This window comes from Pseudomonas sp. rhizo66 (assembly GCF_031931925.1).
Lineage (GTDB): Bacteria > Pseudomonadota > Gammaproteobacteria > Pseudomonadales > Pseudomonadaceae > Aquipseudomonas.
In genome coordinates this window covers 146,433-159,260 of the sequence record NZ_JAUJWZ010000010.1, presented here as the reverse complement: position 1 = coordinate 159,260, position 12,828 = coordinate 146,433, and the positions used below count along the sequence as shown (strand labels likewise).

General features: G+C 58.2%; 11 protein-coding genes. 5 read left to right on the top strand and 6 right to left on the bottom strand.

Features of this window, described 5'->3' with window-relative positions; genetic code table 11:
- Positions 1-216: 216 nt before the first annotated feature.
- Complete coding sequence (gene aceK / locus QZR14_RS14210) at positions 217-1,938, bottom strand: bifunctional isocitrate dehydrogenase kinase/phosphatase (protein ID WP_311996911.1); 1,722 nt, start codon at positions 1,936-1,938, stop codon at positions 217-219.
- 398 nt (positions 1,939-2,336) lie between these two features.
- On the opposite strand from aceK, the gene QZR14_RS14205 reads away from it, so the two are divergent.
- On the top strand, positions 2,337-3,962 hold the full coding sequence (locus tag QZR14_RS14205; protein ID WP_311996910.1) for a methyl-accepting chemotaxis protein: 1,626 nt from the start codon (positions 2,337-2,339) through the stop codon (positions 3,960-3,962).
- Between the two features lie 86 nt (positions 3,963-4,048).
- Positions 4,049-4,957, top strand: a complete 909-nt coding sequence (locus QZR14_RS14200) for a DMT family transporter (RefSeq protein ID WP_311996909.1) — start codon at positions 4,049-4,051, stop codon at positions 4,955-4,957.
- An 88-nt stretch (positions 4,958-5,045) separates the two neighbouring features.
- On the opposite strand, the gene QZR14_RS14195 is transcribed toward QZR14_RS14200, so the two are convergent.
- The 4 genes from QZR14_RS14195 to cysK all read right to left on the bottom strand — a co-directional run bounded on the left by QZR14_RS14195 (position 5,046) and on the right by cysK (position 8,721).
- Positions 5,046-5,909: a DMT family transporter gene (locus tag QZR14_RS14195; RefSeq protein WP_311996908.1), complete on the bottom strand. Its 864-nt coding sequence runs from the start codon at positions 5,907-5,909 to the stop codon at positions 5,046-5,048.
- Between the two features lie 95 nt (positions 5,910-6,004).
- Complete coding sequence (locus tag QZR14_RS14190; RefSeq protein ID WP_162835961.1) at positions 6,005-6,169, bottom strand: hypothetical protein; 165 nt, start codon at positions 6,167-6,169, stop codon at positions 6,005-6,007.
- A 454-nt stretch (positions 6,170-6,623) separates the two neighbouring features.
- Positions 6,624-7,562 (bottom strand): aspartyl/asparaginyl beta-hydroxylase domain-containing protein, encoded by a 939-nt coding sequence (locus QZR14_RS14185; RefSeq protein WP_250603573.1) that lies wholly within the window; start codon positions 7,560-7,562, stop codon positions 6,624-6,626.
- Positions 7,563-7,746: 184 nt separating this feature from the next.
- A complete protein-coding gene (cysK, locus tag QZR14_RS14180) occupies positions 7,747-8,721 on the bottom strand; it encodes a cysteine synthase A (RefSeq protein ID WP_250603571.1) in 975 nt (324 codons plus the stop codon).
- A 127-nt stretch (positions 8,722-8,848) separates the two neighbouring features.
- On the opposite strand from cysK, the gene QZR14_RS14175 reads away from it, so the two are divergent.
- The 3 genes from QZR14_RS14175 to QZR14_RS14165 all read left to right on the top strand — a co-directional run bounded on the left by QZR14_RS14175 (position 8,849) and on the right by QZR14_RS14165 (position 12,168).
- Positions 8,849-9,925 carry a DUF748 domain-containing protein gene (locus QZR14_RS14175; RefSeq protein WP_311996907.1) on the top strand — a complete coding sequence of 359 codons (1,077 nt, stop codon included), beginning with the start codon at positions 8,849-8,851 and terminating at the stop codon, positions 9,923-9,925.
- Positions 9,926-10,131: 206 nt separating this feature from the next.
- The gene (locus tag QZR14_RS14170) at positions 10,132-10,977 is read left to right on the top strand and encodes an AAA family ATPase (RefSeq protein ID WP_007911294.1); all 846 of its coding nucleotides are present in this window, start codon (positions 10,132-10,134) and stop codon (positions 10,975-10,977) included.
- A gap of 12 nt (positions 10,978-10,989) precedes the next feature.
- Positions 10,990-12,168 carry a vWA domain-containing protein gene (locus tag QZR14_RS14165; protein ID WP_311996906.1) on the top strand — a complete coding sequence of 393 codons (1,179 nt, stop codon included), beginning with the start codon at positions 10,990-10,992 and terminating at the stop codon, positions 12,166-12,168.
- Between the two features lie 64 nt (positions 12,169-12,232).
- On the opposite strand, the gene QZR14_RS14160 is transcribed toward QZR14_RS14165, so the two are convergent.
- A complete protein-coding gene (locus QZR14_RS14160) occupies positions 12,233-12,781 on the bottom strand; it encodes a hypothetical protein (RefSeq protein ID WP_311996905.1) in 549 nt (182 codons plus the stop codon).
- Positions 12,782-12,828: the final 47 nt, after the last annotated feature.

The following is a 12,828-nucleotide window of genomic DNA, read 5'->3' as shown; positions in this document are numbered from 1 at the left end:
TTTGTGGCGTGTCAGGGGGGATTGCTGCCCTCACCCTAGCCCTCTCCCCGAGGGAGAGGGGACCGACCGAGTCGACTTCGCCAGCTTCGCCGACCTGAACGTGCATCACCGAAGCCATAATCGCCAAGCTCTTTCAGGTCGGTGCTTGACGCAAGACACCTCACCCCAGCCCTCTCCCTCCGGGAGAGGGCTGGGGTGAGGGTGTTTTTAAGAAGGCTACTCGTTATCCAGACCTTTGCGGCGGTACGGGAAGACATCAATGACTTTCCCCGCCCGAATCGCCTCCTGCAGGCTTTTCCAGTAATCGGCGTTATACAACTCGCCATGCAACTGATCGAACAACTTGCGCTGTCCGGCATCGGCAAACAGGAACGGTGGAAACTCTTCGGGGAACACGTCCAGCGGGCCGATCGAATACCACGGTTCCGAGGCCATTTCGTCCTCCGGCGTGCGCGGCGCGGGGATGTGGCGGAAGTTGGCTTCGGTCAGGAAGCAGATTTCGTCGTAGTCGTAGAACACCACCCGGCCGTGTCGAGTGACGCCGAAGTTCTTCAGCAACATGTCGCCGGGAAAGATGTTGGCCGCCGCCAGTTGCTTGATCGCCAGGCCGTAATCCTCCAGCGCCTCGCGCACCTGCGCATCGTTGGCGTTTTCCAGATACAGATTGAGCGGCGTCATGCGACGTTCGGTCCAGCAGTGACGGATCAGCACCGTGTCGCCCTCGACCGACACCGTCGACGGCGCCACTTCCAACAATTCCTCAAGACAGGCCGGATCAAACTTGCTCAGCGGAAAACGGAAATCGGCGAACTCCTGGGTGTCGGCCATGCGCCCGACCCGATCGACGCTTTTCACCAGTCGGTACTTCTCGATCACCGTGGCGCGGTCGACGTTTTTCGACGGCGAGAAACGGTCCTTGATGATCTTGAACACGGTGTTGAAACCCGGCAGGGTGAACACGCTCATGACCATGCCGCGCACGCCCGGCGCCATGATGAACTGGTCGTCGGTGTTGGCCAGGTGATTGATCAGCGCGCGGTAAAACTCGGACTTGCCGTGCTTGTAGAAACCGATCGAGGTGTACAGCTCGGCAATGTGCTTGCCCGGCAAAATGCGCCGCAGGAAACCGATGAACTCCGCCGGCACCGGTACATCGACCATGAAATACGAACGGGTGAACGAGAAGATGATCGACACATCGGCTTCGTCGGTGATCAGCGCGTCGATCTGAATCCCGCGCCCTTCGCGGTGCAACAGCGGAATTACCAGCGGCCATTGCTCGTCGCGGGTGTAGATGCGCCCGACCAGGTAGGCGCCCTTGTTGCGGTACAGCACCGAGGAAAACAGCTCGACGCTGAGTTCCGGATCCTTGCACACCCAATCCGGCAGGTTCTCGCGCAGTTGCGCTTCGAGGCGGCGCAGGTCTCCCGGCAGATCGGCGTAATCCTCGCTGAAACGGTAATCGGCAAAAATGCTTGCGAGCATGCCCGACAACTGCCCCTGCGGTTTGTAGGTGCGGGTTTGCGCGGCACGGGCACGGCGCAGGCTCGGGCGGGTGGTGTGGATGAACATGCAGCCGTCGCTGATCAGGTCGTGGCTGAACAGACCGCAGAAAATCGAGTTGTACCAGGTCTCGGACAGTTCATCGTCGAAGCGCAGGTCGATGACGCTGATATAGGCACTTTTCACCAGTGGCCAGCAACTGACGTTCATCAGCGTTTCATCATCGAAGTATTCGCGCAGGCGAGCGATGGTTTCGCCGACCTTTTCTTCGTAGAGATTGATCCGCGCCGCCGACGCCGTTTGCGTCTCCTGCCAGCGCGCCTGCTCGAAACGCTCCCGTGCGCCATCGGTGATCCGCCGGAAATGCTCGCGATAATCGTCGAAGCCATCGAGGATCATGCGGGCGATGTCGGTGGCTGGCCATGGTTGCGGCATAGTTAAGACCTCGGCGTGCGTGGGGAAAACCTGTGCCTGAGCTTAGCCACGCAAGCGTGTGTGCGTGAAGTGCAATTTCTGCCAAATCCGCGTCAGGGTTGTACAGCGACACAGTTTTTTGCAAAGTTTTTTAATCGACCGTTCGGTCAGTTAATCACCTCAGCGGTGCTTCTCGCCGCCCTGCCCCAGCCCGCGAATTCTCTGGCCTTCGGATCCAATACCTGACCGACGCGTCTAGTACGCGGCTTTGCTGCGACTGAGCGGACCGCCTGCGACAAACCCAGATTGGTCTTACCAAAATAGTGGCACTTTGATATATACCCCGCCAGCACCCGCCTCCTAACAAGATCCTCGCTGACGAGGACGACCTCCCCCCTCAAAGATCAAGGAGCACACTGATGTCTATCCGGAATCTGCGCATAGGTTTGCGCGCCAGTTTGAGCTTTGCCGTTTTGGCCGGTCTGCTGGTGGTGGTCGGCCTGTTCGGTCTGGGCCAGATGAAAACCCTGCGCGAAAGTGCAACGGTGATTGAAGAATCATGGATGCCGAGCATCGAGAGCATCCATGACGCGGCAGCGAACATCGCCAGCATTCGCCTCGAATCCTTGCGCCTGATCAGCAGCACCCAGCCTGCCGTGCGCGACAGAAGCAAAGGCATCATCAAGGCGCAGCGCGAAGAACTGCTCAAGCGCCTCGCCGATCACAAAGCCCTGCTCACCAGCGAAGAGGAACGGGTGATGCTCGACGGCTTGAATGCCAACACCGCCAAGTACATGAGCATTCTCGAACAGATCATCGGCCAGATCGACGCCGGGCAAAGTGAACAGGCCTACACGCGCCTTAACAATGAACTGGCGCCGCAGGGCACGCTGCTCGACAAAACCCTGGAGCAGATGATCGCGTTCAATCAGCAAGGCGCCGATGCCGCTGCCGATGCCGCCGCTGCGATGTACCAACAGGCACTGTGGATTGTCGCGACCATCATCGTGGCTGCCCTGATTGCCACGCTACTGCTGGCCTGGCAGTTGACGCGCAGCATCACCACCCCGATCAATCAGGCACTCAATGTGGCGCGGCGCATTGCTGCCGGTGACCTCAGCGGCCAGATCGTCAGCACCGGTAAAGACGAGGCTGCGCATCTGCTCGACGCCTTGGCCGAGATGCAGGGCAATCTGCGTTCGACCATTCGCGGCATCAGCGAATCGGCGCAGCAACTGGCGTCCGCAGCCGAGGAAATGAGTTCGGTGATGGAGCAAAGCACTCGCGGCCTGCAACAGCAGAACGATCAGATCGAACAAGCCGCCACCGCGGTCACCGAGATGAGCACGGCGGTGGACGAAGTCGCGGCCAACGCGGTGTCCAGCGCAGAAGCGTCCGCCGCGTCCAACGAGGACAGCAAGCACGGCCATGTGCAGGTCAGCGAAACCATCAGTTCGATCCAGGAACTGGTCGACGCCGTACTCGGTGCATCTGCACAAGCCGAGGGCCTGGCCACGCAGGCACAGGACATCAGCAAAGTGCTGGAAGTGATTCGCGGGATTGCCGGGCAGACCAATCTGCTGGCGCTCAATGCGGCGATCGAAGCGGCACGCGCCGGTGAAGCCGGGCGCGGTTTCGCGGTGGTCGCCGATGAAGTGCGTTCGCTGGCACAACGCACGCAGAATTCCACCGAAGAAATCGAGCTGATGATCAGCAGCATCCAGCAAGGCACGGGGTCGACGGTGGGCGCGTTGCAGAGCAGTGCCGAGCAGGCCGGACAGACGTTGCGCCGCGCCAACAGCGCAGGTCAGGCGCTGGAGAAAATCACCGCGTCGATCTCGCAGATCAACCAGCGCAATCTGGTGATCGCCAGCGCGGCCGAACAACAGGCCTTGGTGGCGCGCGAAGTTGATCAGAATCTGGTGACCATCCGCGATCTCTCGACCCAGACCGCCGCTGGCGCCACCCAGACCTCGGCCGCAAGCCAGGAGCTGTCGCGTCTGGCCGTCGATCTCAACGGTCTGGTGACACGCTTTGTGATCTGAGCGAACAGTTCAATGCCCGAATAGCGGTTGCCTTCGTCAGGGCGCTCGGCAACACTCTCGTCCCGATCAAGGAAGGAGACCCCGCCGTGAGCCCTGTCGATATTTTCCGTATGTTGTCGCTGGCGGCCATCTGGGGCGCGAGTTTTCTGTTCATGCGCATTATTGCGCCGGTGATCGGCACGATCCCGACCGGTTTTTTTCGCGTGTCGATTGCGGCCCTTGGCCTGCTGGTGATCCTTGGGCTGATGCGCGTACGCTGGGATTTCAAAGGCAAACTGAAAACCGTGATGCTGCTGGGCGTGATCAACTCAGGGATTCCGGCGACGCTGTATTCGGTTGCGGCCCAAGTGTTGCCGGCCGGCTACTCGGCGATTTTCAATGCCACCACGCCGTTGATGGGCGTGCTGATCGGCGGGTTGTTCTTCAGTGAAAAACTTACCGCTGCCAAACTGGGCGGGGTGTTCCTCGGCCTGTTCGGCGTTGGCGTACTGACCCGCGCCGGCCCCGTGGCATTTGACATGCAACTATTGATGGGCGCCCTCGCCTGCTTGCTGGCGACGACCTGCTACGGCTTTGCCGGTTTCCTCGCGCGCCGTTGGCTCGATCAGGCCGGAGGTCTGGACAGTCGTCTGTCGGCGCTGGGCAGCATGCTCGGCGCGACATTATTCCTGTTGCCGTTGTTCGGCTATAGCGTGATCACCGCACCGCCGCTCAGTTGGGGCGGCTGGCATGTCTGGCTGTCGCTGCTGGGCCTGGGCCTGGGTTGCACGGCGTTCGCCTACATCATTTATTTCCGCCTGCTCAGTTCGATCGGGCCAGTGAAATCGATGACCGTGACCTTCATGATTCCGCCGTTCGGCGTGCTGTGGGGGGCGTTGTTGCTGGATGAGCCGCTGTCGATGGCGCACATTTATGGCGGGGTGTTGATTGCGGCGGCGTTGTGGCTGGTGTTGAAGCCGGCGGCGGTGAAAGCTTCTCAGGTGACAGCCCGTTAGACCTCTGGCGCTGCTGAAATGGCTATCGCGAGCAGGCTCACTCCTACAGGGGAATGCATTCCAATGTGGGAGTGAGCCCGCCTGTCAGCTAGTCGGTTTTACGGAAGACAAAAGCCAGACCGACAATGATCAACAGCATGCCCAGCACACTTAACGCCGCCAGGCGATTGCCGAAAATCAGATAGTCCATCACTGCCGTCACCGCCGGCACCAGATAGAACAAACTGGTGACATTCACCAGATTGCCCCGTGCAATCAGCCGATACAGCAACAGCGTCGCCAGCACCGAGACCACCAGCCCCATCCACAACACCGGCACGATAAAACCTGTGCTGTGCTCAAAGTGGAACGGCTGGAACGGCACGAAAATCCCGCACAACAACAGCCCGGCCAGGTATTGCACCGGCAGCGTACCGAGGGGATTGTCGGTGATGCGCTTCTGCATGATCGAGCCCAGCGTCATGCTTGCCAGCGCCAGCAAACCCCAAAGCATCCCCGCCCACAACATCCCGGCCAGACCAATGCCTTGGTAAACCACCATGATCAGACCGGCCAGCCCCAGCGCCAGACCGAACATTCGGCTCGCGGAACGCTGTCGCTCCATCAACACCACGGTGAGAATCGGCTGCACTCCCATGATGGTCGCCATCACTCCCGGGGTGACTCTGCTGTCCAGGGCCAGCAAATAGAAAATCTGATAGGCCCCCAACAACACCACGCCGGTGGCGATCGCAAACATCATTGGTTTGCCGCCCTTGGGCAACTTCAGTTTGAGCAACGGCGCCAGCAGCACCAATCCGCACAAGGCGATCGCAAAGCGAATCAGCAGAAAGGCAAACGGTGAAGCATGGGCCAAGCCCCATTTGGAGAAGATCGCGCCGCTGCTCCACAGCAGAACGAACAGGCTCGTGGACGCGGCCGCGAGCGCGGATTTTTTCGACAGGACAAACATGAATACCACCTGTAGTCAGGCAAGAAGCCAACTCAGCCGAAGCTGAAATTCAGTAGGTTTTTCTGGCGGGCGCAGGGAGCAGCAGAAACTGCCGATCAGCCCGAAACGCCAACGCCCGGCGGTGATACGACTGCGCACACCGGCGTGCTACTGACAGGTGGAGGGTAATGACTGATCTGCTTGGGCTGCTGATTCCCGCACGGCACGACGCCAGCGTTGACCGCTGAATCGACTACCGCGTTGATGAGGGATGCAGGCATTTGCGCAGATCTTTTTTGAAGGGTTGGAGGGTGAGGCATACGTCTCACGTGCGCCGACTATAACCAGCGGGCGACATGGATTGCAATGATTTGAGCAAAGGGCCGGCAGGGACAACTGGACGCAAGGTGAATAGGCTGGATTGCGATGGCGACACCCAACCATGGGGACAAGGGCTAATTGACTAAGACTAGTATCGAACAACTGCTCATTTAATGATCAACGCCGGAGGCACCATGAAGGCTGCCGTTAAAAAAAAATGGCGCCAGATCGATAAAAGCTGATAGAAAACGCTCATCCGGAAAATTGTCTGAGCGGGAGTTGCACCGAATCAGAGAAACGTTGATGAGTCCAGTCGTAGACGAGCCCGGAGGCGTTCTCGCCGGCAACTCGTTCACCTTCTCCTCATAAAAAAAACCGCTCACAAGGAGCGGTTTTTTATTGCCTGATCCAGCCTTAACCAAACAGCCAATACCCCAACAACGTCAACACCACCACCGCCAGCACCGGCCGCATCACGCGGTAGGCCTTCGGATGACGGCGCTTCCACTGTTTGACCACGCCACTGAACCTGTCACTGAAGTTCTTGCTCCAGGCGTAGGCCTGGTTGATCCCGCCGACGCGTTCGTCGTCGAGGTTCTGCGGTGCGGTAGCACGACCGAGGAAAGCGCTGATGGAGCGGTTGATACGGGTCATCAGACGGTTGCTCAGCGGACGCTCGACGTCGCAGAACAGGATGACGCGGGTTTGGTCGGTTTCGTTCTTGACCCAGTGCACGTAGGTTTCGTCGAACATCACGTCTTCGCCGTCACGCCAGGCGTAAACCTGACCATCGACGAAAATCCGGCAATCGTCGGAGTTCGGCGTCGACAAGCCCAGGTGATAACGCAGGGAGCCGGCGAACGGATCGCGATGCGGGTTCAAGTGGCTGCCACCCGGCAACAACGCAAACATCGCGCCTTTGACGTTGGGAATCGCACTGACCAGCGCCACGGTTTTCGGGCACAGGGTTTCAGCCGATGGCAGCGGTTTGTCGTACCACTTGAGGTAGAAACGCTTCCAGCCCTTTTTGAAGAACGAGCCGAAACCGGCGTCGTTGTTCTTTTCTGCGGCGCGGATATAGCCCTCGTCGAACAGGTGCATGGCCTCGTCGCGAATGGTTTCCCAGTTGTCGCGCAACACGTCCAGTTCCGGAAATTTGCTGCGATCCAGGTACGGCTTGGACGGCACGCCGGAGAACAGGTACATCAGGGCGTTGTACGGAGCAAACAGCGCCGAGTGGTTGACGAACTGGCGCAGAACCGGCAAACGCGCCTTGCCGCGCAAATGCACATAGAGGATGCTGCCCACGAACAGCAGCAACACCAACACCTTGGCGGCTAACGAAAAGGTCATCAACGACTCCTTGAATAAAAACAACGCTGCGCAATGCCCTTTACCCGACATGACAGCCGGCCATGATAAACACTACCGGCGCCGGGCAAAACCCGCCTTACACAAGATTCAGTGTTAAGAATTGCGCAACAAAGCATTTATTAGCATAAAGATCCTGAACCCCGGCTGATCTGAATCAACGCGGTTACTGCTGATTCTCCTGTTCGGTAAACAGATCGCTGAACAACATGCTCGACAGATAACGCTCACCGGAGTCCGGCAGAATCACGACGATGGTCTTGCCCTGCATTTCCGGCGTCTCTGCCAGACGCACCGCAACTGCCATGGCGGCGCCACAAGAGATGCCGCACAAAATCCCCTCTTCCTGCATCAAGCGCAGCGCCATGGCCTTGGACTCTTCGTCGCTGACCTGCTCGACCCGGTCGACCATCGCCAGATCCAGGTTCTTCGGGACGAAACCGGCACCGATGCCCTGAATCTTGTGCGGGCTGGGTTTGATTTCTTCACCGGCCAGCGCCTGGGTGATCACCGGCGACGACATCGGCTCCACAGCCACCGAGAGAATCGGTTTGCCCTGGGTATTCTTGATATACCGCGAAACGCCGGTGATGGTTCCGCCGGTGCCGACGCCCGCGACCAGCACATCGACGGCGCCGTCGGTGTCATTCCAGATTTCCGGACCGGTGGTCTTTTCATGGATGGCCGGGTTGGCCGGATTATCGAACTGCGCCGGCATGAAATATTTGTCGGCGTCGCTGGCGACGATTTCAGCCGCTTTCTCAATCGCGCCTTTCATGCCCTTGGCCGGCTCGGTCAACACCAGTTCGGCGCCCAGAGCCTTGAGGACTTTACGACGTTCGATGCTCATCGAAGCCGGCATGGTCAGCATCAACTTGTAACCACGGGCCGCGGCAACAAAGGCCAGACCGATCCCTGTGTTCCCCGACGTAGGTTCGACAATGGTCATGCCCGGCTTGAGTTTGCCGCTGCTTTCGGCGTCCCAGATCATGTTGGCGCCGATCCGGCACTTGACCGAATAACCGGGGTTGCGCCCCTCGATCTTGGCCAGAATAGTCACGCCTCGCGGTGCGATGCGGTTGATCTGCACCAGCGGCGTATTACCGATGGAATGGGCGTTGTCAGCAAAAATACGGCTCATGGCTGGGTCCTTATGCAGCGTTGAATTCAGCCTTCCAAGGTATGCCTGTTGCCTGGCGCAGTCCAGTCGGGTCGAACGACTGCGCGACGTAACAGTCAATCGCTTACATCGTCTGGGAAATGCTGTCATGAAGCGTCGCTACAGTTGGCCACTAGGGATTTTCACCGTCGTCGTTGTGCTGTTGATCGCACTGCATATCGCCCTGCCTTACATGGTGCGTGACTACCTGAACGGCAAACTGGCGGACATGGGTGACTATCGGGGCCAGATCACTGATGTCGATCTGGCCCTATGGCGCGGCGCCTACAAAATCAATGGACTGAAGATCGTCAAGGTCGATGGCAAGGTTCCGGTACCGTTCGTCAACGCGCCGCTGATCGATCTGGCAGTCAGCTGGCATTCGCTGTGGTACGACCACGCCGTTGTAGCGCAAGTAAAGTTCGTCAAACCTGAGGTCAACTTCGTCGATGGCGGGGCCAACAAACAGAACTCCCAAACTGGTCAGGGCACTGACTGGCGTGCGCAATTGGGGAAGCTGCTGCCGATCACTCTCGACGAGGTCCAGATTCAGGAGGGCAAAATCACTTTCCGTAATTTCAACTCCAAGCCACCGGTCAATATGAACGCCACCAACGTCGAGGCCAGCATCTACAACCTGACCAACGTGGTCGACAAGCAGGGCAAACGTGACGCGCGCTTCGAAGGCAAAGCGCTTTTGCTCGGCCATGCGCCACTGGAAACCACTGCCACCTTCGACCCGTTGAGCAATTTTGAAGACTTCCAGTTCCGCCTGCGCGCCAAAGATATCGAACTCAAAAGCATGAACGACTTCGCCTCGGCCTACGGCAAATTCGACTTCAATGCCGGTCACGGTGATGTGGTGATCGAAGCCCAAGCCAAAAAAGCCCAGGTCAACGGCTACATCAAACCCCTACTGCGCGACGTCGAAGTGTTCAATTGGCAGCAGGACGTGGAAAACAAGAACAAAAGCATCTTCCGCTCGGTCTGGGAAGCCATCGTCGGCGGCTCGGAAACCGTGCTGAAGAACCAGGCGAAAAACCAGTTCGCCACCAAGGTCGAACTCAGCGGTAACGTGCATCAGCAAAACATCAGCGCGTTCGAAGCGTTTTTGCAGATTTTGCGCAATGGTTTCATCCAGGCTTTCAATGCGCGGTATGAACGACCGAAGCCGGATGCGGGTTAGTTTTTTGAAATGGGAGACCAATTCCCTCGCCACAACCGTGTTGTCTGGCGTCAGGCCGAGACCGAGTCAACATGTGACGCCCCATTCAGAGACTGAATAAGCCGTCTGCGTTCACAGTCGACCGGGCTGCGCGTTATAGTCGGGCATCCGATTATTTCGCCCCCGCCCTGCCCGTCAGGTCGGCGTTACCGTTCGAGGATTAGCAGATGAAGTTCGAAGGCACCCAGGCCTACGTCGCCACCGATGACCTGAAGCTGGCAGTCAACGCCGCCATCACGCTGGAGCGGCCGCTGCTGGTCAAGGGCGAACCGGGCACCGGTAAGACCATGCTCGCCGAGCAACTGGCCGAATCGTTCGGCGCCAAGTTGATCACCTGGCACATCAAGTCCACCACCAAAGCGCATCAGGGCCTGTACGAGTACGATGCGGTCAGCCGTCTGCGCGACTCGCAACTGGGTAATGAAAAAGTCCACGACGTGCGCAATTACCTGAAGAAGGGCAAGCTCTGGGAGGCTTTCGAGTCCGAGGAGCGGGTCATTTTGCTGATCGACGAAATCGACAAGGCCGACATCGAGTTCCCCAACGACTTGCTGCAAGAACTCGACAAGATGGAGTTCTACGTTTACGAGATCGACGAGACCATCAAGGCCAAGAAGCGCCCGATCATCATCATTACCTCCAACAATGAGAAAGAGCTGCCGGACGCTTTCCTGCGCCGCTGCTTCTTCCACTACATCGCCTTCCCCGACCGCACCACCCTGCAGAAAATCGTCGACGTGCACTACCCGGACATCAAGAAGGATCTGGTCAGCGAAGCGCTGGACGTGTTCTTCGACGTACGCAAGGTGCCAGGTCTGAAGAAGAAGCCGTCGACCTCGGAACTGGTGGACTGGCTGAAGCTGCTGATGGCCGACAACATCGGCGAAGCGGTTTTGCGTGAACGCGATCCGACCAAAGCCATTCCGCCACTGGCCGGTGCGTTGGTGAAGAACGAACAGGACGTGCAACTGCTTGAGCGCCTGGCGTTCATGAGCCGTCGCGGCACCCGCTAAGAGGCTGACGCCATGTTGCTCAACCTGTTCAATGAAATGCGTGCAGCCAAAGTGCCCGTGTCGGTGCGCGAGTTGCTCGACCTGATCAACGCGCTGAAACAGCGCGTGACCTTCGCCGACATGGACGAGTTCTATTACTTGTCGCGGGCGATTCTGGTGAAGGACGAACGCCATTTCGACAAGTTCGACCGCGCGTTCGGCGCCTACTTCAATGGCCTGGAAAAGCTCGACGATCACTTGCAGGCATTGATTCCCGAAGACTGGTTGCGCAAGGAGTTCGAGCGTTCGCTGACTGACGAGGAACGCGCGCAGATCCAGTCCCTCGGCGGTCTGGACAAGCTGATCGAAGAGTTCAAGAAGCGTCTGGAAGAACAGAAGGAACGCCACGCCGGCGGCAACAAATGGATCGGCACCGGCGGCACCAGCCCGTTCGGCTCCGGTGGGTTCAACCCAGAGGGAATTCGAGTCGGCGATGCCGGCAAACGCCAGGGCAAAGCGGTGAAGGTCTGGGATCAGCGCGAGTACAAGAACCTCGACGACTCGGTGGAACTGGGCACGCGCAACATCAAGGTCGCCCTGCGTCGTCTGCGCAAGTTCGCTCGTCAGGGCGCGGCGGAAGAGCTGGACATCGACGGCACCATCGACCACACCGCCAAGGACGCCGGCCTGCTGAATATCCAGATGCGCCCGGAACGGCGCAACACGGTGAAGCTGTTGTTGCTGTTCGACATCGGCGGCTCGATGGACGCCCACGTGAAGATCTGCGAAGAGCTGTTCTCGGCCTGCAAGACCGAGTTCAAGCATCTGGAGTATTTCTACTTCCACAACTTCATTTATGAATCGGTGTGGAAGAACAACATGCGCCGCACCTCCGAGCGCACCTCGACCCAGGACCTGCTGCACAAGTACGGCGCCGACTACAAAGTGATCTTTATCGGTGACGCCGCCATGGCGCCGTATGAAATCACACAGGCTGGTGGCAGTGTCGAGCACTGGAACGAAGAGCCGGGCTACGTTTGGATGCAGCGGTTCATGGAGAAGTACAAGAAGCTCATCTGGATCAATCCGTACCCGAAAGATACCTGGGGCTATACCTCATCGACCAATATCGTGCGGGATCTGATCGAGGATCAGATGTATCCGTTGACGTTGCGTGGGCTTGAGGAAGGGATCCGGTTTTTGTCCAAGTAAGATTGCGAAGGTAAATACTGAAAGGCAAACCGCATGAAAGCGGCTGCCTTTCAGGCTCGCGGATTTACCAACCTGTCGCGAGATAAGACTTGCAGAGCCGGTCCATGAAAGAGGTGTCGAGAATCGCGGGGCCGACAGCAGTCGTTTTTTGCCCGCGGCGTTTTTTCTTCCCTTTGGCGAGAACTTTCGCCCCACCATTTTCCAGCGCTACCCTGCGATTTTTTTCAATGTCCGTTTCAGGACTCAGGATCACTTCACTCTTCATTTCGCCCTCTGGCGCCAGAAAGCGAAACCTTACGCTTTTCACCTCTGCACCCGCATTGGTCTCCACGGTCATCAGCTCCATGGCTTCACCACTCGCCTCCGTGCGGTGATTCCAGTGAAACATACGCATCATGTCGACCGTTGCGGTGGACATGAATGTCTCGATACGCTCAACGGTGTCCTGATTACCGGCATCTTCGGCGTCCAGTCGTTGCACATTGTAGAAACGATCAATGCTCGCCCGATAAACCGGCACGCTGCCCACTTCCTCATAAAAACCGACAATGTGCCCATCGACACGGTTCGCACACTCGCCCTCTGACTGGGCCATCACTTTCATAAAACGCATCTGTAACTTCCTTGTAAAAGATGAAGACCGATAGTTCCACAACCTCT